General features: G+C 66.2%; 23 protein-coding genes. 15 read left to right on the top strand and 8 right to left on the bottom strand.

Annotation, left to right across the window (positions count from 1 at the left end):
• Positions 1-35: 35 nt before the first annotated feature.
• Positions 36-1529 (bottom strand): MFS transporter, encoded by a 1494-nt coding sequence (locus C6Y44_RS20380; RefSeq protein WP_225623621.1) that lies wholly within the window; start codon positions 1527-1529, stop codon positions 36-38.
• Positions 1530-1748: 219 nt separating this feature from the next.
• Between C6Y44_RS20380 and C6Y44_RS20375 the strand changes: the two genes are divergently transcribed.
• Together C6Y44_RS20375 and C6Y44_RS20370 are read left to right on the top strand one after the other, a co-directional pair.
• Positions 1749-3203: an FAD-dependent oxidoreductase gene (locus tag C6Y44_RS20375; protein ID WP_159417604.1), complete on the top strand. Its 1455-nt coding sequence runs from the start codon at positions 1749-1751 to the stop codon at positions 3201-3203.
• Positions 3204-3333: 130 nt separating this feature from the next.
• Positions 3334-4377: a hypothetical protein gene (locus C6Y44_RS20370; RefSeq protein WP_088898866.1), complete on the top strand. Its 1044-nt coding sequence runs from the start codon at positions 3334-3336 to the stop codon at positions 4375-4377.
• Between the two features lie 120 nt (positions 4378-4497).
• Here C6Y44_RS20370 and C6Y44_RS20365 read toward each other — a convergent pair whose 3' ends face one another.
• Positions 4498-4890, bottom strand: coding sequence for a VOC family protein (locus C6Y44_RS20365; protein ID WP_159417605.1), 393 nt, complete (start codon positions 4888-4890; stop codon positions 4498-4500).
• A gap of 295 nt (positions 4891-5185) precedes the next feature.
• Between C6Y44_RS20365 and C6Y44_RS20360 the strand changes: the two genes are divergently transcribed.
• The 9 genes from C6Y44_RS20360 to C6Y44_RS20320 all read left to right on the top strand — a co-directional run bounded on the left by C6Y44_RS20360 (position 5186) and on the right by C6Y44_RS20320 (position 15938).
• Positions 5186-6430, top strand: coding sequence for an ABC transporter substrate-binding protein (locus tag C6Y44_RS20360; RefSeq protein ID WP_159417606.1), 1245 nt, complete (start codon positions 5186-5188; stop codon positions 6428-6430).
• A 30-nt stretch (positions 6431-6460) separates the two neighbouring features.
• Positions 6461-9259, top strand: a complete 2799-nt coding sequence (locus C6Y44_RS20355; protein ID WP_159417607.1) for a branched-chain amino acid ABC transporter permease/ATP-binding protein — start codon at positions 6461-6463, stop codon at positions 9257-9259.
• The gene (locus C6Y44_RS20350; protein WP_225623620.1) at positions 9256-10044 is read left to right on the top strand and encodes an ABC transporter ATP-binding protein; all 789 of its coding nucleotides are present in this window, start codon (positions 9256-9258) and stop codon (positions 10042-10044) included. Before C6Y44_RS20355 ends, C6Y44_RS20350 begins: the two co-directional genes overlap by 4 nt.
• Before the next feature lie 126 nt (positions 10045-10170).
• Positions 10171-10983: an SDR family NAD(P)-dependent oxidoreductase gene (locus tag C6Y44_RS20345; protein ID WP_159417608.1), complete on the top strand. Its 813-nt coding sequence runs from the start codon at positions 10171-10173 to the stop codon at positions 10981-10983.
• A gap of 163 nt (positions 10984-11146) precedes the next feature.
• Positions 11147-12094, top strand: a complete 948-nt coding sequence (locus C6Y44_RS20340) for an SMP-30/gluconolactonase/LRE family protein (RefSeq protein WP_088898871.1) — start codon at positions 11147-11149, stop codon at positions 12092-12094.
• A 34-nt stretch (positions 12095-12128) separates the two neighbouring features.
• Positions 12129-13034 (top strand): SDR family NAD(P)-dependent oxidoreductase, encoded by a 906-nt coding sequence (locus tag C6Y44_RS20335; RefSeq protein ID WP_088898872.1) that lies wholly within the window; start codon positions 12129-12131, stop codon positions 13032-13034.
• A gap of 41 nt (positions 13035-13075) precedes the next feature.
• Positions 13076-14326 (top strand): cytochrome P450, encoded by a 1251-nt coding sequence (locus C6Y44_RS20330; protein WP_225623619.1) that lies wholly within the window; start codon positions 13076-13078, stop codon positions 14324-14326.
• 9 nt (positions 14327-14335) lie between these two features.
• On the top strand, positions 14336-14656 hold the full coding sequence (locus tag C6Y44_RS20325; protein ID WP_016695983.1) for a 2Fe-2S iron-sulfur cluster-binding protein: 321 nt from the start codon (positions 14336-14338) through the stop codon (positions 14654-14656).
• 1 nt (position 14657) lies between these two features.
• Complete coding sequence (locus tag C6Y44_RS20320) at positions 14658-15938, top strand: NAD(P)/FAD-dependent oxidoreductase (RefSeq protein ID WP_159417609.1); 1281 nt, start codon at positions 14658-14660, stop codon at positions 15936-15938.
• Between the two features lie 64 nt (positions 15939-16002).
• Here C6Y44_RS20320 and C6Y44_RS20315 read toward each other — a convergent pair whose 3' ends face one another.
• Genes C6Y44_RS20315 through C6Y44_RS20295 form a run of 5 tightly spaced genes read right to left on the bottom strand, consistent with a single transcriptional unit; the run spans position 16003 to position 21103 of the window.
• Positions 16003-16695 carry a GntR family transcriptional regulator gene (locus C6Y44_RS20315; protein ID WP_145692422.1) on the bottom strand — a complete coding sequence of 231 codons (693 nt, stop codon included), beginning with the start codon at positions 16693-16695 and terminating at the stop codon, positions 16003-16005.
• Entirely contained in the window at positions 16682-18043 is a 1362-nt protein-coding gene (locus tag C6Y44_RS20310) for a CaiB/BaiF CoA transferase family protein (RefSeq protein ID WP_159417610.1), read from the bottom strand. Before C6Y44_RS20310 ends, C6Y44_RS20315 begins: the two co-directional genes overlap by 14 nt.
• Positions 18040-19140: an acyl-CoA dehydrogenase family protein gene (locus C6Y44_RS20305; protein ID WP_159417611.1), complete on the bottom strand. Its 1101-nt coding sequence runs from the start codon at positions 19138-19140 to the stop codon at positions 18040-18042. The genes C6Y44_RS20310 and C6Y44_RS20305 overlap by 4 nt, the downstream gene beginning before the upstream one ends.
• Positions 19137-20294 (bottom strand): acyl-CoA dehydrogenase family protein, encoded by a 1158-nt coding sequence (locus tag C6Y44_RS20300; RefSeq protein ID WP_192378519.1) that lies wholly within the window; start codon positions 20292-20294, stop codon positions 19137-19139. The genes C6Y44_RS20305 and C6Y44_RS20300 overlap by 4 nt, the downstream gene beginning before the upstream one ends.
• Positions 20291-21103: an enoyl-CoA hydratase/isomerase family protein gene (locus C6Y44_RS20295; RefSeq protein WP_159417613.1), complete on the bottom strand. Its 813-nt coding sequence runs from the start codon at positions 21101-21103 to the stop codon at positions 20291-20293. Before C6Y44_RS20295 ends, C6Y44_RS20300 begins: the two co-directional genes overlap by 4 nt.
• 124 nt (positions 21104-21227) lie before the next feature.
• Here C6Y44_RS20295 and C6Y44_RS20290 point away from each other — a divergent pair, with 124 nt between their 5' ends.
• Both C6Y44_RS20290 and C6Y44_RS20285 read left to right on the top strand, forming a co-directional pair.
• Positions 21228-21986, top strand: a complete 759-nt coding sequence (locus C6Y44_RS20290; protein ID WP_159417614.1) for an SDR family NAD(P)-dependent oxidoreductase — start codon at positions 21228-21230, stop codon at positions 21984-21986.
• Complete coding sequence (locus tag C6Y44_RS20285) at positions 21983-22384, top strand: VOC family protein (RefSeq protein ID WP_016695991.1); 402 nt, start codon at positions 21983-21985, stop codon at positions 22382-22384. The genes C6Y44_RS20290 and C6Y44_RS20285 overlap by 4 nt, the downstream gene beginning before the upstream one ends.
• Before the next feature lie 82 nt (positions 22385-22466).
• Here the strand turns inward: C6Y44_RS20285 and C6Y44_RS20280 are convergent, their stop codons facing one another.
• Positions 22467-23207: an IclR family transcriptional regulator gene (locus C6Y44_RS20280; RefSeq protein ID WP_088898879.1), complete on the bottom strand. Its 741-nt coding sequence runs from the start codon at positions 23205-23207 to the stop codon at positions 22467-22469.
• A 247-nt stretch (positions 23208-23454) separates the two neighbouring features.
• Between C6Y44_RS20280 and C6Y44_RS20275 the strand changes: the two genes are divergently transcribed.
• Entirely contained in the window at positions 23455-24654 is a 1200-nt protein-coding gene (locus C6Y44_RS20275) for a Rieske 2Fe-2S domain-containing protein (protein WP_404817771.1), read from the top strand.
• A gap of 40 nt (positions 24655-24694) precedes the next feature.
• On the top strand, positions 24695-25879 hold the full coding sequence (locus C6Y44_RS20270; protein WP_145692334.1) for an acyl-CoA dehydrogenase family protein: 1185 nt from the start codon (positions 24695-24697) through the stop codon (positions 25877-25879).
• Positions 25880-25891: the final 12 nt, after the last annotated feature.

Raw genomic sequence — 25891 nt, 5'->3', positions numbered from 1 at the left:
CCGGAGGAACGAACGGGCCCACACCGGGTGCGCTTTCAGACTGCGGCGCCGGACATGTCGGCGTCGTCCCGGCCGTCGCTCACAGGCGAGTCGACGGCAGGCGCCTGTTGCGGCCGGCCGATGAACAAACAGATCGCCGCCACGATCAGCGAGCACAACACGAACCAGCCGACCGCCAGGTCGAGCGACGCCGATGTCGGCATGGTGGTGTCCGGCACGGTCCACAGCGAGAGCATGACCGACACGATCGCAACGCTGATGGCGGAGAACGCCTGTCGGGCTGTGGCCAGCACTCCGGTCGTGACGCTGGTGACGTCCTCCGGCACGGATTCGATGACGATCTTCGGGTAGCCGGTGTAGGCGAACGCTGTTGCCACTGCGGCAACGACGAAGACGGCGATCATGACGGGCAGCGACTTGTGACCCACGAGAATCAGGAGGTTGGCCACGGCGAACAGGACGGCTCCGATGAAGAACGCGGTCCGGCCACCCCAGCGCCCTGCGACCACCCCCGCTATCGGAGACGCCGCGAATCCGACGATGGCGCCGATGCCGCCGATGAGACCTGCCACGGTTGCCGACACACCGAGTCCGACGGGCATGGAGGTCGGAGCCTGCAGGATCATGGGAGTGACGATCTGGACGGCTCCGACCGGGCCGAGAGCCAGCACCGCCACGGCGATCAGATTCAGCGTCATCCGCTTGGTCGCGAGCGCCCGGAGATTCACGAGGGGCTCTGCCAGACGCAACTCCCACACGGTCCACACACTCAGGACGACGAGCCCCCCGATGATGAGGGCGAGTACGCCGAAACTACCCCAACCCCAGGTCGGTCCCTGGGTGATGCCGTAGAGGAGGGCCACCAGGCCCGGGGTCAGCAGCGCAGCACCCAGATAGTCGAACCGGGGGAGGTCCGTGCGCGTGTGGGTGCCGGGTAGGGCGAACGCTGCGACCACGGACGCCACGACGGCGAGCACGGCGGCGAAGACGAAGATCATGTGCCAGTCGGCCACATCGAGCAGTACTCCCGCGACGAAATAGCCACCCGATCCGGCCAGCAGGGCCGCGCCGCTGATGTATCCCACAGCGAGGGCCACCTTGCTCGGCGGGAGTGCTTCTCGTGCAAGTCCGTAGCAGAGCGGCAGGATCGCGCCGGCGGCGCCCTGCACACCTCGGCCGAGGATGATCGCGCCCATCGAATCGCCGAAGACGCTGATGACGGAGCCGAGTGTCGACACCATCATCGCGATGATCAGGACCTTCTTGCGGCCGTACATGTCGCCGAGGCGGCCACCCACGAGCGCTGTCGTCGCGGCGACGAGCATGTAGGCGGTCACCGCCCATCCGGTCGTCGAGGCCGGTGCATCGAAGATCTCGCCGAACCGTGGCAGGGCGATGAAGATCATCCCGGCTTCGAAGGCACTCACGCATTCCGCCAGGACCAGGGCAGCGATGACGAAGGTCGTGGACCTGGTCACCACTGCGCTGTCGCGGCGATCATCGGCGGGCGGGGTCGAGGGATCGGACATCCGTTGTCCTCCTGAGACGAGGGTGGTTTCACCGCCCGATGCGGTGAAACGTTCGTTCTTCGTCGGTTCACGCCGATCGAACCGATTCGGGACGAGTGTCGGCGGCACCGCCGTGGATGCGGCGCCCATCGACCGCTGAGCGGGAGACTTCGTCCCATTTGCGCCGGAAGAGTGGGACCGTGCGGCCGAGTGCCCTTCCGCTACTTCGAGGAGAACACGATGTCCGACGATTCCGTGCGTCCCGTACCCGAATCCGAGATCTCGACGTGGGATCTCTCCGCAGACGTCGTTGTCGCCGGCTACGGAATTGCCGGTGTCAGTGCTGCTGTCGAGGCTGCGCGTGCCGGCGCCGACGTCCTCGTCCTCGAGCGGTCCGGCGGCTGGGGCGGCGCAGCATCGATGGCAGGTGGATTCATCTACCTCGGCGGCGGAACACCGTTGCAGAAGGCGTGCGGCTTCGACGACACGGTCGAGAACATGAAGGCATTCATGAAGGCTGCGCTGGGCCCCGCCGTGGACGAAGCAAAGGTCGACGCGTACTGCGAGGGCAGTGTCGACCACTACAACTGGCTGGTCGAAGCCGGGGTTCCGTTCAAGGAGGAGTTCTGGGGCGAGCCCGGCTGGGAGCCGGCGCACGACGAAGGGCTGATGTACTCCGGAGGCGAGAACGCAGCACCGTTCGCGGGCGTGATTCCTCCGGCTCCGCGTGGACATCTACCGAAGATGGACAACAAGAAGACCGGTGAGCGCGGGGGCGGGTACATGTTGATGAAGCCCCTCGCCGAGACAGCCGAGAAGCTGGGTGTGAAAGCAGAGTACGACATTCGGATCCGGACGGTGGTCGTGAACGACGACGGTCGGGTCGTGGGTGTGGTCGCGCGCAGGTACGGCACGACGATCACCATCCGCGCCCACCGCGGTGTCGTGCTCGCAATGGGGAGCTTCGCATTCGACGAGGAGATGGTGCGCGATCACGTGCCGGCCCTCCTCGGGCGGCCCGGATCCGCGATCGACGCTCACGACGGTCGGGCGATCCGGATCGGACAAGCGCTCGGTGCTGCGACGGCGCACATGGATGCTGCCGAGGTCGCCGTCCACACGTCACCTCAGCTCATGGTGCGCGGAATCATCGTCAACGCGCACGGACAGCGGTTCATCACGGAAGACACCTATCCGGGGCGGATCGGGCAGGCGATGCTCTTCCATCAGAACAACGAAGCCTTCCTGATCCTCGATCAACGCGCGTACGACGAGGTGCTGGGAGGAGCGTCGGCCGGTCCGCAACCGACATGGGTATGTGAAACGGCCGCAGAGCTCGAGGCGGAGATGGGTCTCCCCGCCGGAACGCTGACCTCCACGCTGAGTGTCTACAACATGCATGCCGAGGACGGATCCGACCCGTTGTTCTCCAAGAACGAGAAATGGGTGCGGCCGATCGGAACGCCGATCGCCGCATTCGACCTGAGGGGTATGACGAGCGGGTTCCCCCTGGGCGGATTGAAGACGGACACGGACTCCCGCGTGCTGCACATCTCGGGAGAGCCGATACCGGGTCTCTTCGCGGCCGGGCGGTGCACCGCAGGCGTCTGTGCCGGCGGTTACGCGAGTGGTGCCAGCCTCGGCGACGGCAGCTTCTTCGGCCGTCGGGCAGGTGCCGCCGCTGCACGTGGGTAGAAGGCAGGCGATCTCGACGGGAAACCCTCCCGCTCTTCGGAATCCGCCCGAATCGATGTGATCGAAAGTGCTTACTGTCACGCGGATCACCGTTCCGCCGGGGCTGATGCCGCGGCAGAGAGGAGCCCCAATGACCACCCTCGAGCGTCATCCGATGATTCCCGTGGCGCCACCGTCCGTGATCGAGAACTTCTACACACCGGAGGAGATCGAGACGATCTTCTCCGTGATCCGGAAGAACGGCCCGTGGCGTCTCATCCTTGCTCATCATTTCTCGTCCACCGAGGAGTATCTCGCGATCTCCGGTGGGAAGGATCGTAAAGCGGACGCGACATTGTCGGACTTCGTCGCACCGGTGTTCCGGGGATTCCTCGGCAACGACGGCGTGGTCTTCTATCCCGAACTACACGACATCTACTTCGGGCGTAAGCTTCTCGACACCGCACGGTCGCTCCACGGAGCGAAGTACGGCATGGTGCACGACCTGCTCTTCAACCTGTGCGGGCCCTCGCACAGCTACGATCCGGGACACTTCGACACTGCTGTGTTCCGCGGCATGGGCTTGTTCAACACGCCGATCTGGCTGTTGGCGATCATGTCGAAATCCGGCCTCTTCGACTCGTGGGAGGTCAAGTCGGCCCAGGTCCTCACGTATTTCAACCGGTCCGATATCGACGGGGGTTTCACGTACTGGCCGGACGGACCGGACGAGGACCCTGCTCGGATCGCGGCCCCGTTCTGGAACACCGCATTCCTCACGGACAACTCCCGGATGTACCACCGCAGAGAATCCAACGGGGCAAGGGATCAGCGTGACTATCCCGAGTTGGACATGACCACCCGATTGCACGCCGTCGGGGACGCGGAGTGGTCGGTCCGCAACGGAGACGAGGAGATCCGCCGTTTCGGCGAGGCCGACATGCGGCTGCTCGTCCACTACACGGCTCTGCTGTTCGACGACATCGACGACGTCCGCCGCTACCAGGACCATACCGACGACCTGACCCCCGACAAGGTCTTCGGCATCCTGATCGACGACATGCGTGCCAAGGGTCATGCCGTCGACGAGCCGGGCGATCCGATGAACGACATGGCGTTCGTGGCGGCATTGACCGAGTTCTACAAGATGGCACCCGGCCGCTATCCGGCGGAAGCTCCTCTCGAAGTGCGATGAGAGCTCGCTCTCCCGTGTCCTGCCCGCGCTGGACACGGGAGAGTGGCGCCGAGGCATGTGTTCGTTGCCGAGTCGCCGTGCCGGCAGCGTGGATGCACCCTGGCTCGGGTGGTCGGCTGTCTACAACTTCTGGGTGATCTCGATGAGGTGTCCCTCGGGATCCTTGACGAAGGCGACGGCGAACCCGAGGTCGGACATCTTCTCGATCGGTGTGTCGACGGTCCCGCCGGCCTCCTCGACCGCACGCACGGTGGCGGCCACGTCGGCCACGTCGAAGCCGAGCACGGCCTCTCCCGCCGGGGGAGTGGCTCGTTCGACGTACCGCCACACGATCAGCGACGAGTCGTCGCCCCGGCCGCTGGTGAGAATGACCTCCTCCACGGCGTCCTTCCCTCGCCCCACGGTGAGTCGGTTCTTCTCCCTCATGCCGAAAACTGCTGTATAGAAAGCTGCTTCGGTCTCGATGTCGTCGACGAATATCTTCGTGAAAGCGAAACGCGTGGGCTTGCTCATGGATCTCCTTGTCGGACCGGTCCCGGTGATGAAGCAGAAGTTGCACGCGACGAGCGGGGCGAGGAACTCCCGAGTGGAGAATGACGGCAGACGTCGGCAACAGAACTCGCATCTCCCGCTGAACGGACCGCCCGGATGCTCCTCCCGTTGAACGGGAGACCACCGTCCACCGACCTCGAGCGTGCGCACATAATTCAGCGCCCACGTCGGGGGTGATGCAGATCACTGGGCGAGAAGTAATGTGTCCGGCATCTCGTCCGGTCGGACATCACCATCCTCTGAAGGAGTCCGCGTTATGAATTCGAGCGGTCGGAATCGACAGTTCCGGACGGTTGCGGGAACGAGCGCATTGCTGCTCGCCGGAATGTTCGGCCTCGCAGCATGTGCAAGCGACGAACCGCAGGACGACACAGCGGCGGCGGTCTCGTCCACCTCCGCCCTGCCGAGCGACCCGGCGACCGGCGAACCGGTGAAGATCGGCTTCGTCTCGACCGAAGGGGGTGCCGCTGTATCGCTGCCGGAGATGCGTGAGGGAGCCGAGGCCGCGGTCGAGTACCTCAACAACAACGGTGGCGGACTCGCGGGCCGGCCGGTCGAACTCGTCGTCTGCAAGCAGCAGGAGGAGCCCACGTCGGCGACGGCCTGCGCGAACCAGTTCGTCGAACAGCAGGTGGCGGCCGTGCTGTCGCCCGGTACATCGATGGGCCCGGCGATCGTTCCGATCGTCATCGGTGCAGGTATCCCGTACGTCACGCTCAACGGTGTCGCACCGATCGAACTGACCTCACCCGAGGTTGCATCGTTGTCCGCAGGCCTTCCCGGAACACTGACCGCGGCCGCGACGGCAGCGCAGCAGGAAGGGATGTCGACGTTCACGATGTTCGCCAGTGACGGCGGTGGAATCGCGGCGATGATCGACCAGATGGGCAAGCCCATCTTCGAGGGATTCGGAGTTCGGCTGGACGTGGTTCCGGTCGCTCTGGGCATTCCGGATCCGACCCCCGTGGTGACAGCCGGGCTGGCGGACAACCCCGATGGGGTCAGCTTCATCGGCGACGCCGCCACCTGCACTTCGGTGCTGAAGGCCGTGCAGACGACAGCGCCGACCGTGAAGAAGGTGCTGATCCCGACCTGCCTGGACGAGAACGTGGTCAAGGCGATCGGTATCGACAACGTCAAGGGCAACATCGGAATCACCGCGACCGATGCGCTGTCGGACCGGCCGGACACCGTACTGTTCCGGTCGATTCTCGCCGAGTACGCCCCTGACCTGTCCCCGACGGGATACGGCTCGACCGGCTACCAGACCGTGATGGCTCTTGCCGGCGCAACGGACGGCATCACCGGGGAGGTCGACGCGGCATCCATCCGTGAGGCACTTCGGACCAGTGAGAACGTCGAGATGCCCGCCGGCGGAGGAATCACCTTCACCTGCAACGGAACCGCATTCCCGATGATGCCGTCGATCTGCTCGTCGCAGATGCTGATCGGTGAGATCGACGATCAGGGTATTCCCGTCGACCTCACGGTCACGGGCTGACGGACCGGCCGAATCCCACAAGGACACGACATGACCGACCATCTCGCCTATCTCGTACTGGGTCTCGGCAACGGAGCCGTGTACGCAGCCATCGGGCTGGCACTCGTGATGACGTTCAAGAGTTCCGGCGTCGTCAACTTCGCCACCGGTGCCGTGGCCCTCTACACCGCCTACACGTATGCGTTGTTGCGTACGGGTGAGCTGATGGTCCCGATTCCGGGGCTGCCCCGAACGGTCGATCTCGGTGGACCACTCGGGGTCGCCCCGGCGATGGCCCTGTCGCTCGTGATCGCGGCGCTGCTCGGCCTGATCTTCTATGCTCTGATCTTCCGGCCGCTCCGTGACGCACCGGTGATCGCCAAGGCCGTGGCGTCCATCGGTCTGATGATCGTGCTGCAGGCATTGATCGCCCTGCGTGTGGGGACCGAGATCGTGGCTGTGGAACCGATCTTCGCTCTGGACAGCATCGCCATCGGCGCCCGGCAGGCGCCGACCGACCGGATCTGGCTGGCTGCCACGATCATCGCGATAGCTGTGGTGGCCACACTGGTGTTCCGGTTCAGTCGCTTCGGAATCGCGACGGAGGCGGCGGCCGAGTCGGAGAAGGGTGCCTACCTGACGGGTCTTTCACCGGATCGGATCGCGTTCAGCAACTGGGCGCTGTCGTCCGTGGTGGCCGGCCTCGGTGGCATCCTCATAGCGCCGATCGTGGCCCTGAATCCCGTTGCGTACTCGATGTTCATCGTTCCCGCCCTCGCGGCGACCCTCGTCGGGAACTTCCGGTCGATCTGGCTGACCGTGGTTGCAGGAATCGTGATCGGGGCGCTGCAAGCGGAGACCACGAACCTGCAGGCCACCTTCGACTGGTTCCCGCGAGCAGGTGCGGCGGAGGCCATCCCGCTGTTGCTGATCCTCGTCTTCCTCGTCTTCAAAGGACGGCCGCTGCCCGATCGCGGCAGTGTCGTCCGCCAAAGGCTCGGTCACGCGCCTCGTCCCGAGCGGATCCTCGCTCCCGCGCTCGTGGCCGTCGCGATCGCCGTCGTCGCGCTGCTCGTCACCGGGGGCAGTTATCGCGCCGCGATCATCAGCAGCATCATCTTCGCCGTGATCGCACTGTCCCAGGTGGTGGTCACCGGCTATACCGGGCAGGTGTCGCTGGCGCAGCTCACGCTCGCAGGAGTGGGTGCCTACTCGATCAGTGTCCTCAACACGCATCTCGGGATCCCGTTCCCGTTCGCGCCGCTGGTCGGTGCGCTGTTCGCGATGGTGATCGGTATCGTGATCGGGCTGCCGGCCCTCCGGGTGCGCGGTCTGCCCCTCACGGTGGTCACGCTGGCGCTGGCGGTCTTCCTGGAAGCGTTCTGGTTCCGCAACCCGCAACTCAACGGCGGTGTCGCAGGTGCTCCCGTCGACAGCCCTCGGTTGTTCGGATTCGATCTGGGGATCGGTGCGGGGGAGGGCTATCCACGACTCGCCTTCGCCCTGATGTGCCTGGCGGTGCTCGTCGCAGCGGCGCTCGGGGTGGCATGGCTACGGCGCAGCCGTCTGGGGACCGACATGCTCGCGGTCCGGGCGAACGAGCGGTCTGCCGCGGCATCCGGAATCGACGTCCCCCGAACGAAGTTGGCGGCATTCGCCATCGGCGCCTTTCTTGCCGGACTCGCCGGATCGCTCATGGCGTATCAACAGACGTTGGCGACACCGGAACCCTTCACGGTGTTCCTCGGAATCACCCTGTTCGCGATCATGTACATCGCCGGCATCACGTCGATCACGGGTGCAGTGCTGGCCGGGATCATTGCGCCCGGCGGACTGCTGTTCCTGCTCGTCGACCGGTTCCTGCACATCGGTGACTACTACGCGGTGATCAGCGGAATTCTGCTCATCGTCACGATCATGGTCAATCCGGACGGTATCGCCGGGAAGCTGCCACGGATCCCCTGGCCGTCGAGGCGGAGGACGTCCCTCGACGGAACAGCGGACGCCAGCGAGGTCGAACCGGTGGCCGCGCAGGTGCCGGCGTCGAAGACGGGTGGCCCGCTCCTGTCCGTGCAGAACCTCGATGTGAAATACGGTGCGGTGCACGCGGTGTCCGGGGTCTCCTTCGATGTCCGCGCCGGAGAGATCGTCGGGCTCATCGGGCCGAACGGTGCGGGAAAGACCACCGTCATCGACGCCGTCACCGGCTTCGCTCCGGCGACCGGTGCCATCGTCCTGGACGGGGAGGACGTCAGCGATCTGCGGCCCTACCGCCTCAGCAGGAGAGGGCTCGGCCGCAGTTTCCAGGACGTCGAACTGTACGACGACCTGTCGGTCGTCGAGAACGTGACCGTCGGTGCGGCGAGAGGACACGAGTCCTCCGCGGTAGCGGTTTCGGAGCGGGTGCGCAGGGTCCTCGACACGGTGGGTCTCGGGGATGTCGCGGATGCCGAGGTGTCGACCCTGTCCCAAGGCAGGCGTCAGTTGGTGTCGGTGGCCCGCGTGCTGGTCTCGTCGCCGAAAGTGGCGCTGCTCGACGAACCGGCCGCAGGCCTCGACAGCTCCGAGAGCCGCTGGCTCGGCGACCGGCTCCGCGCCGCTCGCGACGCCGGTACGTCGATCCTGCTCGTCGATCACGACATGGAACTCGTCCTCACGATCTGCGACCGCGTCGTCGTCCTGGATCTGGGGCGGGTGATCGCATGCGGTACACCGGAGGAAGTCCGGGCCGACGAAGCTGTGATCAGCGCGTATCTGGGCCTGCCGCCTGCTCCGGCGGAGACCGGGCACGACACGGTTCCCGCATCTGCGGCCGCACCGGCCCTCGATCCCCAGGAGGCGCTCTCGTGAGCGGACTGACGATTCGAAAACTCTCGACGGGCTACCTACCGCAGCGTCCCTGCGTCCGGGACGTCGACCTACGCGTGGAGAAGGGAACGATCACCTGCCTGCTCGGACCGAACGGAGCCGGCAAGACCACGCTCTTGCTCTCCCTCGCCGGGTTGCTACCCCGGTTCGGTGGCGACGTGGTCGTGGACGGACTCGATGTGGTTCCGGGCCGGCCGCGTGATGCCGTGCGTTCGGGAATGGTCCTCGTCCCCGACGACCGGGCACTCTTCCGAGAACTGAGCACGACCGACAATGTCCGGCTCGCGGTACACGATCGCCGTCGCCGTTCCGGCGCCGTCGACGAGATGCTCGAATACTTTCCCGCATTGGAGAAGCGGCTCCGTGTCGCCGCGGGTCGCCTGTCGGGTGGCGAGCAGCAGATGCTGGCGATCGCCCGGGCGATCCTCCAGCGGCCCAAGGTTCTGCTGATCGACGAACTGAGTATGGGCCTGGCCCCCGTGATCGTCGACGAGATCCTTTCGGTGCTACGGCGGTTGGTGGAGGAGCGGGAGATGTCCGTGCTCCTCGTCGAACAGCATGTGCGCCTTGCGCTCGATGTCGCCGACCGTGCCGCCGTACTGGTGCACGGGTCGGTGGTGCTGTCGGAGGACGCGGCATCGCTCGCTGCCGATCCCGGCCGGATCGAACACGCCTATCTGGGGTCCGTGCAGCACAACGACTCCGTGGAACACACCGGCTCCGTGCAGCACAACGGCAAGGAGAGCCGGGCCACCGCGGACACGTGATCCGAGGACGAACCACATTCGGTCTCCCGCTGTGCGGTCGGCTCCGAACATCCGAGGACGTCTGCCCGGTAGACGAAGAGACGGGTGGTGTCGCGCGGTGCGCCACCGGACAGGGAGAGGTGTCGCATGCGGTTGGACGGGAAGGTCGTCGTCGTCACGGGAGCCGGAAACGGTATCGGACGGCAGACAGCGTTGACGTTGCTCGAACGGGGAGCCCGGGTCGCGCTCGTCGATCTGAAAGAGGAGTGGTTGCGCGAGACGCAGGCACTCACCGGTGACCGGAACGCGAAGGTCTCGCTGCACGTCGTGGACGTCACGGATCGGGTGGCGGTGGATGCGTTGCCCGCAGCCGTCCTCGCCGAACATGGACGGATAGACGGTCTCGTCAACGTTGCCGGCGTCATCCACCGGTTCGTCCCGGTCCTCGAACTCGAACGGAGCGAGATCGAACGCGTTCTGCAGGTCAATCTCTGGGGCGTGGTCAACATGTGCCTGGCATTCGTGCCCGAGCTCCGGCAGCGCCCGGAGGCCTCGCTGGTGAACATCGCCAGTCTGGCCGGTCTCGTCCCGTTCGCAGGCCAGACGGTCTACGGCGCCTCCAAGGGAGCGGTCAAACAGTTCAGCGAGGGTCTGTACCAGGAACTCTCGGATACCGGCGTGGTGGTCACGACCGTTTTCCCGGGCAACATCAGTACGAATCTCAGCGGCAACTCGGGCGTGAAGATGATCGATGCGGGTGGTCGCAAGGTGCGTGCCACGACACCCGAGCGGACAGCGGAGCTGATCGTCTCCGGAATGGAGAAGGGCAGCTTCCGCGTGGTCATCGGCCAGGACGCGAACATCCTCGATCGGCTCGTCCGCCTTGTGCCCCGGTGGACGACGAATCTCGTCGCCGGGCAGATGAAGAGCGTGCTCGGCACGCCCGCGAAAGGAAGCTGACCGCTCAGCGGGATGCACCCCGTATGCGGGATTTTCCGGGACCTAATGTCCCTCGTGAACGTAGTTGTGACGTAGTTCACGGCCCTCTCCCGGGTCGTCCTCGTCGCGTTGGCAGAACCACCGTGGACATCTGCGCCCGGTCCCTCTCACTGGAAGGCACGACATGACCAACGTAGTTGCCGACACCGCCGCCGCTGTCGCAGAGGCGAAGGCGCGCATCGTCGAACCCCGCAAGATCGCGAGCGGGTTCTCGTGGCCCGAGTGCCCGCGCTGGCACGACGGCGCCCTCTGGTTCACCGACATGTACACCTCGACACTGAAAACCCTCGACGCCGACGGCAACGCGACGGTCGTCGTGGACGCGTCGGGCCGTCGTGCAGGGACCGACGTTCCGATCCACCTCGGCGGTTTCGGATGGCTCCCGGACGGCCGGCTGATCGTCACCTCCATGCGTGAGAAGCTCGTCCTCGTCCACGGCGGGAAGGGGCCCGACGACCTCGAGGTACTCGCCGATGTCTCCGCACTCGCGCCGGCCCCCATCAACGACATGGTCGTCGACGCGGAGGGCCGCGCATACGTCACCCAGCTCGGATTCGACCTGTTCGCCGGTGCCGAGCCGGTGGCGTCCCCGATCATCGTCGTCGAGCCCGACGGGACCGTGTCCACGGCCGATGAGGTCGGACCGCTCATGTGCGCCAACGGCATTACCATCAGCGCGGACGGAACGAAGGTCTACACCGCAGAGGTGACGGCGCAGAGACTGACGGTCATCGACCGCGCCGCCGATGGATCACTGTCCAATCCTCGTCCGTTCGCCGCCTGCCCGTTCCTTCCCGACGGAATCGGACTCGACACCGAGGGCGGCGTGTGGGCGGCGATGCCCGGCAGCGGTTACGTGGCCCGCTTCACCGAGGACGGCATGACGGACGCCGTTCCGGTCCCGCTCGAGAACGGCGTCGCCTCGGCCTGCCTGCTCGGTGGCCCCGACCGCACCACGCTCTACATGACCGTCGGTGTCGAGGTCTTCGACTTCGAGAAGTCCGCTCGGGAAGCACTGGGAACCATCTGGGCAGCAGACGTTTCCGTGAGCGGCGGCGACACCCGTCCCTGACTCCGACACTTCCCACCACATCCGAGGACACATCATGACATTGGATTTCAACGACCGCGTGGTCGTCATCACCGGAGCAGGTCGCGGAATCGGCCGCGCCCACGCCGAACTGCTGGCCGCGCGTGGTGCCGCAGTGGTGGTCGGTGACCTGGGTGCCACCATCGACGGCTCCGGCGTCGACGGCGACGACCCGGCAGCGGAGGTCGCCGCGGTGATCACCGCGGCGGGTGGACGTGCCGTGGCATGTGCGGCCGACGTCTCGACGGAGGAAGGCGCCAACGCCCTCGTCGACATCGCCCTGGCGGAATTCGGCCGGCTCGACGCCGTCATCAACAACGCGGGCATCGTGCGTACCGCACCGTTCGACGAAGTTCCCTACGAGGAGTACCAACGTCATCTCGACGTCCACTATTTCGGTGCGCTCCGGCTGTGCCGTGCGGCCTGGCCGCACCTGCTGAAGTCGCCTGCCGGTCGCGTGGTCAACACCATTTCCCAAGCGATGCTCGGTAATCCGGACATGTCGCACTACGGCGGATCGAAGGGCGCACTGTTCGGCCTCACCCGGAACCTGGCGGTCGAAGGTCTCGCCTCGGGGGTGAAGGTCAACGCCATCGCTCCCGGCGCCGGCACCCGGATGGCCGAGGCGTCTGCGGACACCCTGTCGCCCGAGGTGATGGAGTACATGCGCACCCAGTTGCGCCCCGAGCATGTCGCTCCGGTCGCTGCATACCTGGTCCACCCGGACTGCACCGTCACCGGTGAGGTGTTCAACGTCGCCGGCGGCATCGTCAACCGTCTCGCTCTGGTCAACACGGTGGGCATCCACGACCCCGATCTTACGGTCGACACGGTGGCCGAGCGGTTCGAGGAGATCATGGCGATCACCGCCGACGCTGCGCCGCAGGTCGTCGCCCCCGCCGAGGTTCCCGCTTCGTCCTGAGCGGAATCTCCCGACATCGGTTCAGCCCCAGGAGAATTACAGTGAGCTCAACGGAAACGTCCACGACTCCCACCGGCCGGGTGGTCGACACCTCCTACCCGTTCGCGGCCGTCCCTCCGCAGGATGCCGTCCAGCGGTACGTCGCCATCTCGGCCGAGCGGCCCATGACGAAGATGACGATGCCGATCGGCGGTGACGTCTGGGTCATCCACCGGAACGCTGCAGCCCGCGACATGCTCAGCGATCCCCGCTTCGTTCGGAAGCCCTTCCGGACCGGTGAGCGGGCCGTGCCCTACTTCGTGGAGTTCCCGGACTTCCTGAAGTCGACGATCCAGTTCGAGGATCCGCCGCACCACACCAAACTTCGCAAACTCGTACAGAAGTCCATCTCCCCGAAGCGCGTGCGCGCCATGCGGGAATCTGCGGTCGAGTTCGCGAACGAGCTCATCGACGAGATGGTGGACAAGGGTGCGCCGGCGAATCTGGTCAGCGACTACGCCGTGGCGTTGCCGATCCAGATGCTGTCCAACCTGCTGGGCGTTCCGCCGGAGGATCGTCCGAAGTTCCAGAAGTGGAGCGCTGCCACGCTCGCGGTGGCGAACATGCCCGAGGACGAGGTCGTGCAGAACATGACCGAACTCTTCATGTACCTGAGTGCTCTGATCGAGGATCGGCGCAAGAATCCCCGGGAGGACCTCCTCAGCGATCTGGCCAATGCGCCGGACAAGGACGATTCGCTCACCGACGGGGAGATCCTTCCCATCGCGATGATCCTCATCGTGGCAGGCTTCGACAACACGGCGAATTTCATCTGCTCCGGTGTCCTGTCGCTCCTGAAGAACCCAGACCAGCTGGCGGTCCTCCTCGAGGATGTCGACGCCGTGGCACCCACTGCGGTCGAGGAGATCCTCCGCAACGGCCGTATGTCCATCTACGACACCGTTGCAGGAGGCGGGGGGCTCGTTCCGTTCGTCGCCACCGAGGACGTGGAGATCGACGGCCAGGTCATTGCCGAGGGGGAGGCCGTGCTGGTGGATCCCGCTTCGGTCAATCACGACGCGGTCGCAGTCTCGGACCCCGGTACCTTCGACGTACGTCGAAAGGACAACCCGCACCTGACGTTGAGTTACGGCCTGCACCACTGCCTCGGAGCACCACTGGCGCGGATGGAGATGCAGGTCGCGATCACCGAGTTGTTCAAGCGGCTCCCGGGCCTCAGGCTCGCTGGTGAGGCAGTGGTGGACAACGACAACCTCACACAGCCCATCGTCGATCTCCCCGTCACCTGGTAGGGACCCGACATGCCCAAGGTGTTCTATGTCCAACCGGACGGGACGGAACGCGTGATCGACGGTGTGCCCGGCGATTCCGTGATGTCGACAGCCGTCCGCAACGGTGTGTCCGGGATCGTCGGACAGTGCGGCGGTTCGCTGTCGTGCGCGACCTGTCATGTCTACCTCGCCGAAGAGGACCGGCATCATTTCGATGCTCCTTCGGAGGACGAGGACGACATGCTGGACTGCACCGCGAGTGATCGTGAGGACTCGTCACGACTGTCGTGCCAGTTGATTCTCCGCGAGGGGGTCGACCTGCACGTGACGATCCCCGATGAACAGGCGTGAGATGACCGGAGATCCGACCGGCACCGGCGCACCACCACGCAGTGTGGCGGTCGTCGGTGCCTCGCACGCGGCGGTGCACCTGGCCGATCGGCTCAGGTCCGGCGGGTACACCGGACCTCTGACGTTGATCGGCGACGAGACGCATCCGCCCTACCACAGGCCGCCCTTGTCGAAGGCATGGCTGAAGGGGGAGTCGACGCCGGACCGGCTGATGCTACGTGCGTCAGATCACTACTCGGACAACGAGATCGAAGTGTTGCTGGGTACAACCGTCCGCAGGGTCGAACGTGACGCCGACGGCGTCACGCTGCACCTGGAGCGCTCCGACGGGTCCGTCGGGACGCGCGCCTTCGATCGGCTCGTGCTCGCCACCGGCGCTCGGGCACGACGATTGGCGATTCCCGGTTCCGACCACCGGGATGTCCTGGTGTTGCGTGGACTCGACCATGCACACCGACTGGCGGAACGTGTCACTGCCGGACCGGTGGTGGTCATCGGCGGTGGTTTCGTCGGACTCGAGGTCGCCGCCACACTCCGGGGACTGGGTGTCGCTGTCACGGTCGTCGAGGCGGGCCGGCAGCTGATGGGTCGTGCTGTCGGAGCAGGAACGGCCGAGTTCCTGCTCGCGGCGCACCGGGAGATGGGCGTGGACGTCGTCCTCGATGCGAAACCCGTCGAGATCCCACTCGACGGTGATCGGGTACGTGCGGTCCGTCTCGACGACGGTCGCGAGATCGCCGCAGCGACGGTCCTCGTAGGGGTCGGTGCGGAACCGCGCACCGAACTCGCAGAACAACTCGGCCTCGCCTGCGATCGTGGCGTCCTGGTCGACGAGCGTTGTGTGACCTCGGACGGGAGAATCCTCGCCATCGGTGATTGCACCGTGCAGACGACGGGTGAGGGAACCCGGGTACGTCTCGAATCCGTCGACAACGCCACCGAGCAGGCGAACGTGGCAGCTGCGACGTTGCTCGGAAGTGAGGCAGTCGAACGGCCCGTGCCGTGGTTCTGGTCCGACCAGGGGCCGTGGAAACTGCAGATCGCCGGAATGATCGGCGGGCACACGGAGGTGCTGGTCCGTACCGATCCGAGCAAGCCTCGGCGCCGCGTCGCACTCTATTTCGAGGACGACCGCCTGCTCGCCGCCGAATGCGTCAACGCGCCCGCCGACTTCGTCGCACTGCGGTCCGCGCTCGCACGTGGGCACCGGCCGTCCCGGGAACTGCTCTCGGACGAGACGGTTCCGTTGAAGAAGCTGTTGGGGGCCGTTCGAACGGCATGAGGTGACCCGATCGGCCGGCCCGGCGTGATTGCCCCGGGCCGGCCGTCACCCGTGGGGTGCCGAGTCACGAACCTCCGCGAGCGGTGTTCCGCAGAAGCATGCTCGTGCCGGCTTCACCGCCGCGGCGATGCTCGTTCATCAGGCCGATCAGACGCTCGTTGTCGTGGTCGGCGAGCGCGTCGATCATCGCATCGTGTTCCGCGATCACACGTCGGCGCACTTCGGCATCGAAGAGATACGCCGCGTGATACGGCATCGCGAGTCGCCACAATCGGCGGATCTCCGAGACGACCAGACCGAGCGGCGAGCGGTCGAACATGGCGAAGTGGAAGTCCTGGTTCGCCAGGCGCATCTCCAGCAGGTCTCCACGTTCTGCCGCCTCGGCGACGCGCTCGCCCAGCCTGCGGACCTCGGCGAGCGCGTCGGCATCCAGGGCGGGGAGGGAGGCAAGAACCTCCCGTTCGAGGGCATCGCGCATCAGGTAGATCTGGTCGAACTCGGACTGCTCGAGCCGGACGACGGTGTACCCGGCGTTGCGGCGATGTTCGATGAGCCCCTGCGAGGCGAGTTGGCGTAGTCCTTCCCGGATCGGGAGCCGGCTGACTCCTAGTCGTTCCGCCATCTGCTCCTGACGGACCGGTTGGCCGGGGAGCAGATCACCGGTGACGATCATCCGCTCGATCTCGGTGGCGACCCAGTCGGCGCCGCGAACGGTTGCCGGGGGACCGGGCTCGGTGACGTCGTCACCGGTCCGCATCGCTCGTGGGCTCACCTCGGTCCTCTCCTGCGTCGTCCTTCCGGGTCGTCCCCGCATGCGTCGTTCGTGAACGGCCCAGCGCGCCGGTGGCCCGTAGAGCGGCGACAGTGTCTGCGCTGTATCCCATCGAACACAGCACCGCTTCGGTGTCGGTTCCGAGCGGAACCGCCGTCCTGGGTGTCCGTGTGGCCGTCCGCCCGAGCTTTATCGGCACACCCAGGCCACGATAGTCGACGGTGTCGAGGAAGAGCCCGCGGTGAACGGTCTGGGGCGCAGTGAGGGCCTGGTCGACGGTGTTGACCGGGCTGGCCGCGACACCGGCGCGTTCGAGTTCGACCGCGAGATCGTCTCGTCGCCATCCGGCGACGAGACCGCCGAGCAGGGTCGCGAGTTCGTCGCGATTCTGCGACCGCACGCCGTTGGAGACGAATCGCGGGTCGTCGGCGAGATCCGGCCTGCCCAGGACGGTCACCAGGGAGCGGAACTGCCGGTCGTTGGCGGCACTGATGAAGAAGTCACCGTCGAGGGCAGCGAAGACCTGATACGGCACGACCGTCGGGTGGTAGTCGCCGGTGCGCTGGGGCACCTTCCCGCTCGAGACCCAGTTCGATGCGTGGGGGTGCAGCAGCGAGATCACCGAGTCGAGCAGGGTGATGTCCACGAGTTGACCGCGGCCGCTGCTGTCCCGCTCCCTCAGCGCGAGCAGGATGCCGCTGACCGCCATGTGGGACGCGACGATGTCGACGATCGGAACTCCGACACGCAAGGGATTGCCGTCGGGATAGCCGTTGACGCTCATCAGGCCACCGAAGGACTGCAGCACCGCGTCGTATCCGGGTAGTCCGCCCATCGGCCCGTCCACACCGAACCCGGTCACCCTGCAGTAGACGAGCCGGCGATTCTCCTCGGCGAGCACGGTCTCGTAGTCGAACCCCCAACGAGCCATGGTGCCGGCCTTGAAGTTCTCGATCACCACGTCGGCGCCACGCAGCAGATGCGACAGTACTTCGCGGCCCGCGTCGGTCCGGAGATCGAGACAGATGTTGTCCTTGCTGTGGTTGAGACCCGCGTAGTACGCACTGCTCTCGCCGGAATCGTCGAAAGGTGGTCCCCATCCGCGTGTCTCGTCGCCGGACGGTGCCTCCACCTTGATCACCTCGGCGCCGTGGTCGGCGAGGGTCTGGGCCGTGTACGGCCCGGCGAGGACCCTGCTGAGGTCGAGTACCCGGAGTCCGGCGAGCGCGCCGACTCCGGTGCTGCGATCGGCCGCCCGCCACGCGGCACGACCGTCGATCGCGGAATCGGCCGTCGATGTGGGCGTGTGACCGGGGGAGGTGGAGACGTTCATGCCGGGCTCCTGTACGCCGTCGATGCGCTGTCGTGCTCTGTTCGTGTTCCGGTGACGACGTCCCAGACGTCGATGCCGTCGTCGAGGATCCGGCTCGCGAGGTCCTCCGCCCAGAGTTGCTCGGAGCCGAATCGGTCGCGCCCGCTCCACAACGCGGTGGTGAAGCGGCCGAGGTGGTGTTCGGAGGTCGTGCCGATGGCACCGTGGATCTGATGGCCGGCGGCAGCGACGGAGTGCGCGGACATCGCGGTCACCACTTTCGCGGCTGCTGTCGTGAGCGGGCCGATCTCCGGGTCGTCGTGCGTGGCGATCGCGGAGTCGACGGCGATCTCCATCATCGTGGTCCGGGCGGCGAGCTGTGCCAGCTGTTGCTGGACGGCCTGGAATTTCGCGATCGGGCGCCCGAACTGGAGGCGCTCGGATGCATAGCGAACGGTGTGGTCCCGTACTGCCGTAGCTGCAGCCGCCGTCGCGGCCGCGTAGGCGAGAGCGCCACGGTGCCGGAACTCGGTGAGGGGAACCGGTGAACTTCCGTGGAAGACGACCGGTGCGTCCCGGAAGACGATGTCGGCGTAGGAAACACCGGTCAGGTCGGTTTCTGCCGAGACGTCGGCGCCGTTTCCGGACATCGACACGACGGCGACCGAGGAACCGTCCGCGCCGTTCTCCGGAGGGAGGATCACGACGAGGGTGTCCGCGTCGGCCGCGTAGGGGACATCCGTCACCGTGCCGTCGAACAGGAGGGTGTCGCCCCGGCGGTGGATCGAGCATCGCTCGTCACCTCGTGCCGCGGTCGCGATCTCCGCGGTCAACTCGTGTCCGGCTGTGGCGGCGAGCCAGGCTGCGAGGATGCCGTGCTCGACGAGGGGCACCACTGCGCCGTGCCGCGCTGCGGTCGTCACGACTGCGAGTGCGTCGCCGAGTGTCGCGCCACCCCCACCGGCGGCTTCCGGTACGCCGACGGTGACGAAGCCGCCGTCCACGAGCTGCGTCCAGAGCGCACCGTGCATGCCGTCCGCAGGCGTGGCCGGATCGACCCCCACGTGCTCGATGATCGCCGCGGTGGTCTCCGCCAGCTCGGTGGTGAACTCGCTCATCGAACCCCCGATCCGCGCGCGATGATCCCGCGCAGGATCTCGTTGGTGCCACCCCTGAGGGTGAACACGGGTGTGTGCAGAACACTGTGGGCCAGCATGCGCGCCAGCGGATCGGCTCCGTCGCGCCGGGCGACGAGGTTGCTCGAAGCCCGCACGGCTTCGACCAGATCGCCCTCGAAGGTCGACCCGAGATCCTTCACCATCGCTGCGAGGATGTCGGGCCTGCGGCCGGCCGTGAGCTCGGCCGCGACCCGCAAGGACATCCGGCGCAGAGCCCACGCCCTGGCTGTGAGAGTGCCCAGGGTCTGTCTCTGTGCGGGAGTCGCCCCGTTTTCCGCGAGGTGGGCCGCCCATGCGCGCAGCAGGGGCATCGTGCTCAGATAGCGCTCGGGACCGGATCGCTCGAACGCGAGTTCACCCATGACCTGGGTCCAGCCGTTTCCGCGCTTGCCGAGGAGGGCCGATGCCGGCACCTGCGCGCCGTGGAAGACGACCTCGTTGAAATGTGCCTGTCCGTCGATGCTCCGCAGGGGACGGATCTCGATGTCGGGGTGGGGGAGGTCGACGACGAACTGGGACAGGCCGCTGTGGCGGTCGCCCGGTTGTCCGTCGGTGCGGGCGAGCAGCACCATCGCGTGCGCGAGGTGGGCTCCGGTGGTCCAGACCTTGGTGCCGGTGATCGTCCACGAATTGCCGTTGTCGACGGCGCGGGTACGCACCGAAGCCAGATCCGAGCCTGCGTCGGGTTCGCTCATACCGATGGCGAAGAAGGCTCGGCCCGAGGCGATCTCCGGAAGGTACCGCTGCTTCTGCTCTTCCGATCCGTTGGCGAGGATGCTCGGTGCCATCTGGCGGTCGGCGATCCAGTGCGCCGCGACGGGGGCGCCGTGCGCGAGCATCTCCTCGCTGACGACGAAGCGTTCGAGCGGACTGCGTCCGTGCCCGCCGTACTCCGTGGGGACCGTCATGCCGAGCCAGCCTCGTCCGGCCACACGAGCGCTGAAGTCGGGGTCGAACCCGGTCATCCAGCTGTCCGTGTCGGGAACGAACCGGCCCGGGGTGATCTCCTGGGACAAGAAGGCCCGTACCTCGGCGCGGAGGTGCCCGAGCCCGGAGTCGATGTCCTCGAGGTGCTCGGTTCCGGTGGCGGTCACGAGCGGCCCGGTCCTCGCGACGACCACGATGCGTGGCCCTTCCGGGCCATCGACCACATCTGCACGCCGCGTTCGATCTCCAGCGCCGATTCCCAGCTCACGGCGGGTGGGCCGAGTTCGAGGCGCGCGCTCGTCATGATGCGTCGCGTCAGTTCGGGATCGGCGGCGGCCGTGCGGGTGAGCTGCTCGACGGTCGCCGGTATGTCCTCGGCGGCCACAGCGATGTAGGCGAGTCCTCGTGCCACGGCGTCGGATCCGCTCAGGGACTGTCCGCACGCTGCGAGGGCGATCGCGCCGGACCAACCCATCGCACGTCCCAGCAGGGAGATGTGGCCGCCACCCGGATGGATGTTCCGAGCGGAGAAGCCGCTGTCGAGGACGGTCTCGGGTGTCACCACCATGATGTCGGCGGCCATGGCGAGGTTCAGACCTGCCCCGACAGCGCCACCGGTCACCACGGCGACGGTCGGTACCGGGAGCGACCCGATGCGTACGAAGGCGTTGTAGACCGCCGACGTGCGTTGTACCGCTTCGGGAGAAGCGGGATCGGTGGATGAGGATGCGAGGTCGCGAGTGTCGGCGCCGCTGCAGAAATAGCTTCCGTTCGCGTCGACGACCACGGCACCGATGGTCGTATCCCGTTCGACGCGGTCGCAGAACGCCGAGATCTCGGCTGCCATGTCCAGGGTGATCGCGTTCTTGCGACGAGGATTGTTCAAGGTGATGCGGGCGAGACCGTCTGCGACGGAACAGAGAATCGGCTCCGTCGGGCCGCCGCCCAGCTCAGGATCGGATGAGATCTGGGTCATGCGGAGACCGTAACAGATGCGTAGCGATTATTGGATCCAATATCTGTTGACAATAAATGGTTCTCTGTTGTGCACTGGCTCACATCACGATTCGTCGAATCATGTTCGACGGGAAGGAGTACCTGTGTTCAGTCTTGCCGGACGCATCGCGCTCGTCAGCGGTGCCGGTCAGAGCGTCGGTGAGGGAATCGCGAAGGTCCTTGCGCGGCAGGGGGCCTCGGTCATCGTCAACGATCTGTTCCCGGACCGCGCCGAGAAGGTCGCCGCGGCGATCGTCGAGGAGGGGAACACGGCGGTCGCATCGGCCTTCGACGTCACCGACTACGACGCCACGCTCGAATGCGTACGGGCGGCGGAGGAGACACTCGGCGGACACGTCGACATCGTCGTCAACAATGCGGGCATCGCGGAAGGACGCGTCATCAAACCGTTCCGCGAGTTGTCGCCCGAGGAATGGCGCGCTCCGATCGATCTCAACATCTACGGCGCGATGAACTGCATCAAGGTCGCCCTCGACGGGATGTGCGAGGCCGGCTGGGGACGGGTCGTCCAGATCTCGTCGGGTTCTGCACGCACGGGTCAGAACATCAATCAATCGATGTACGCAACGGGTAAGAGCGGAATCGAAGGGTTCATCCGGCACCTGGCGGCCGAGACCGGGCAGTACGGCGTGACGGCGAACATCGTGGCACTGGGGCATCAGAAGAACCTCGAGGAGAAGATGAGTGCGGAGATGATCGAGCAGATCCTCCGGACGATCCCGATCGGCCGCCTGGGCGATCCCATCGAGGTCGGCGCATTCTGCGCCTACCTGGCCTCGAACGAGGCGGGCGGAATCACCGGTCAGACACTGGACTTCAACGGTGGGTCCCAGACGCGATGACCGTGCAGGAGTCGGGTGCGCCGACGTTGCTCTCGCTCACTGCGCTGAGAGTCGCCGACCTGGAAAGATCTGCCGAGTTCTACACCCGGGGATGCGGATTCGCGCACGACAAGGATCTGGACACCCCTACATTCCGCGCGTCGATCGTCCGGGCCGGTGCCGCGGGCCTCGAACTCGTCGTGCCGACCGGCATCGAGGGGGAGACCCCACACGAACACGGCAACATGTTCGTCAAGATCGTGCTGAACACCGACGACGTCAGGGAGAGGATGGCCCACGCATGTAGGCACGGTGGCGTCGAGGAGACACCGGCAACGGAACTCGAGGCCTACGGGATGGTGATCGGCACGGTTCGCGACCCGGACGGCTATCTCGTGGAGTTCGTGCAGCGAGGCTGATCCGTACCCTCGGCCCTCGCCATACTCTCGACATCACAGCGGTGGGCGCGGAACACATGTGTTCCGCGCCCACCGCCGTCGGCTAGTGCGTCGAAAGATCCGACGCGACACAGCGCTGCCAGATGTCGCCGGCCAGAACACGTAGCGGCCCGATCATCTTGTGGTGATCCAGCACGCTGACGGGGGCGCACACGGACAGCCCGGCGAGATTCCCGTACATGTGATCGGGCGGACCGATCGACACCCCGACACAGGCTATGCCGGGGAACGCCTCGGCGCGGTCGAACGCGGCGCCACGATCACGCACCTGGGCGAGCTCGTCCTCGAAGCGGCTCCGTGCGGAAGGTGCTGTCCCGGAGGCAATCCGGTCACGGTCCGGACGGTGCTGCGACGAGACCGCCGAGTACGCCATGATGACCTTGCCGAGGGCGGTCGAGTGGGCCGGCACGCGTTGGCCGACGGCCGTCGGGGTCGAGCCCGATGTGCGTCCGTTCACCTTGGCCAGGTAGACGGTGTCGCCGCGGTCCACAACCCCCAATTGCACCGTGAACCCCGAGCGATGCGCGAAGGCATGCATCAGGGGACGCGCATGATGCAGGAGCCGGTTCTGATTGAGCGCGGCCTGACCCAATTCGTACGCCTTCACCCCGAACTCGTACGTCTGCTCGGGTGACCTCGCCAACCAGCCCGCGTTGGCGAGTTGTTCCAGAAGGCGGTGCGCCGACGAGCGGGGGAGCCCGGTGCGGGCCGTGACCTTGGCCAGCGTCATCGGGCCCGTGCTCAAGGCCTCCAGGACCAGGGAAATCCGGTCCACGACGGACACGGGCAGACCATCGGTGCGTGACGTACTCACATTCTCCTCCTGAACACCCCCCAGGTGTGATGGGCGTCACCATATCCGCGAAGCGCCACGTACGGCAACCATGGAACCGACCGTGCCAGGTGGATCCCTGTGACCGAAACTGCCCTCCCGCTCTTCGGGAGACGGACATCACATCGACGTCCGGGTTCTCGATCCTGGTCCCTGGTGCGACGGGCGAGTCGTCGCGATCAGTCGATCAGGAGGCATCGTGGGTTCCACAGACACCGAAGATCAGGTCCGAACCATCGATGTAGGCACGCCGCCGGAGCGCTACGCGCGAGGATGGCACTGCTTGGGGCTCGTACGCGATTTCGCGGACGGCAAGCCCCATCAGGTCGACGCGTTCGGGACCTCGCTCGTGGTGTTCGCCGGTGAGGACGGAAAGCTCAACGTTCTGGACGCCTACTGCAGGCACATGGGTGGAAATCTGGCGCAGGGAGCCGTGAAGGGCAACACCATCGCCTGTCCGTTCCACGACTGGCGCTGGCGCGGTGACGGGAAGTGCGCCGAGATCCCCTATGCGCGTCGTGTTCCACCGCTCGCCCGCACGCGGACGTGGCCGGTGGCGGAGGTGAGCGGTCAGCTCTTCGTCTGGCACGACCCGCAGGGCAGCAAGCCGCCGGCGGAGCTCGCCGTTCCGGAGGTTCCCACCTACGGCGATCCCGGGTGGACCGACTGGGTGTGGAACTCGATCGAGGTGACCGGATCCCACTGTCGCGAGATCGTGGACAACGTCGTCGACATGGCGCACTTCTTCTACGTCCACTACGGAATGCCGACCTACTTCCGAAACGTGTTCGAAGGTCATACCGCCACCCAGGTCATGTGGTCCCTGCCCCGGGCGGATGCCGTAGGCGTCAGCCAGACCACCAATTACAGTGCCGAGAGCAGATCCGATGCCACGTATTACGGTCCCTCGTACATGATCGACAAGCTGTGGAGCGCCGGCCGTGATCCCGAGTCGCCGCCGAACATCTACCTGATCAACTGCCACTACCCCATCTTTCCGACCTCCTTCCGCCTGCAGTACGGCGTGATGGTGGAAAGGCCCGAGGGAGTGCCCCCGGAGCAGGCGGAACAGATCGCCCAGGCCGTCGCCCAGGGCGTCGCGATCGGATTCGAGCAGGACGTCGAGATCTGGAAGAACAAGTCGCGGATCGACAACCCCCTGCTGTGCGAGGAGGACGGTCCCGTCTACCAACTGCGGCGGTGGTACGAACAGTTCTACGTCGACGTCGAGGACATCCGACCCGAGATGGTCAACCGGTTCGAGTACGAGATCGACACCACGCGCGCCCTGACGAGCTGGCAGGCCGAAGTCGACGAGAACGTCGCTGCCGGACGTAGTGCCTTCGCCCCGAACCTCACCCGGGCTCGTGAGGCAGCCTCCGCCGAATCGGGATCCTGACCCCGCAATTCCGCATCATCACATACCTCCTGGAGAAACCATGAGTTACGAAGTGCTCGACAACATCGTCGCGATGGCCGACGAGATCCGAGCGGGGGCCGACGACTCCGACCGGCTCGGTCGGCTGACGGACGACATGGCCGCCGGCCTCCGGCAGTCCGGGATCATCCGGTTGCTGCAGCGGAAGAAGTACAACGGGTACGAAGCACATCCTCGGGAGTTCGCCGAGACGGTGATGAAGACGGCGAGCATCTACGGTTCCGCGGGATGGGTCGGCGGGATCGTCGGCGTCCATCCGTGGCAGCTCGCTTTCGCCGACCCCAAGGTGCAGGACGAAGTGCTGGGCACGAATTCCGATACCTGGCAGGCATCCCCGTACATGCCCGGGGGCGTCGCGGTTCCCGTCGACGGCGGGTACAGGTTGAACGGGCGGTGGCAGTTCTCGTCGGGAACCGACCACTGCGAGTGGATCTTCCTCGGCGCGTTGGTGGGTGGTGAGGACGGCGCACCGGTCATGCCCCCCGTCGGCCTGCACGTGATCCTTCCGCGTTCCGACTACGAGATCATCGACGATTCCTGGGATGTCGTCGGTCTGCGGGGTACCGGCAGCAAGGATATCGTCGTCAAGGACGCGTTCATTCCCGAGTACCGGGTGATGAACGGCGGAGCGGTGATCGACGGGACCGCGGCCAAGGAGTACGGCGTCACCGAGACCCTCTACCGGATGCCGTGGTCGACGATGTTCCCGCTCGGTATCACCTCCGCCACCATCGGGATCTGCGAGGGCGTACTCGCGGCGGGTGTCGACTATCAGCGCGGGCGCGTGGGTGCGGCAGGGACTGCCATCAAGGACGATCCGTACGTCCTGCACGCCCTCGGCGAGGCCGCTGCCGAGATCGACGCGGCCCGGCAGCAACTCCTGGCGAACGTCGACCGGATCTGGGATCTCGTCGATGCCGGCAAGGAGGTCGACTTCGAGACCCGGGCGACGTCGCGCCGCAACCAGGTGCGCTCGGCATGGCGTGCCGTCCGCGCCGCGGACGAAGTCTTCGACCGGTGCGGCGGAAACGCCCTCCGCGTCGACAACCCCTTGCAGCGCTTCTGGCGGGATGCGCACGCCGGCCTGCACCACGCCATCCACGTCACCAGCACCACCTATCACGCGTCGGCCATGGCCTCCCTCGGAATCGACGTTCCGGACGGACCCCTCCGCGTGATGATCTGACACCCCTTGCGC

This window comes from Rhodococcus rhodochrous, from assembly GCF_014854695.1.
Taxonomy (GTDB): domain Bacteria; phylum Actinomycetota; class Actinomycetes; order Mycobacteriales; family Mycobacteriaceae; genus Rhodococcus.
This window is presented reverse-complemented; position numbering and strand designations above follow the sequence as displayed.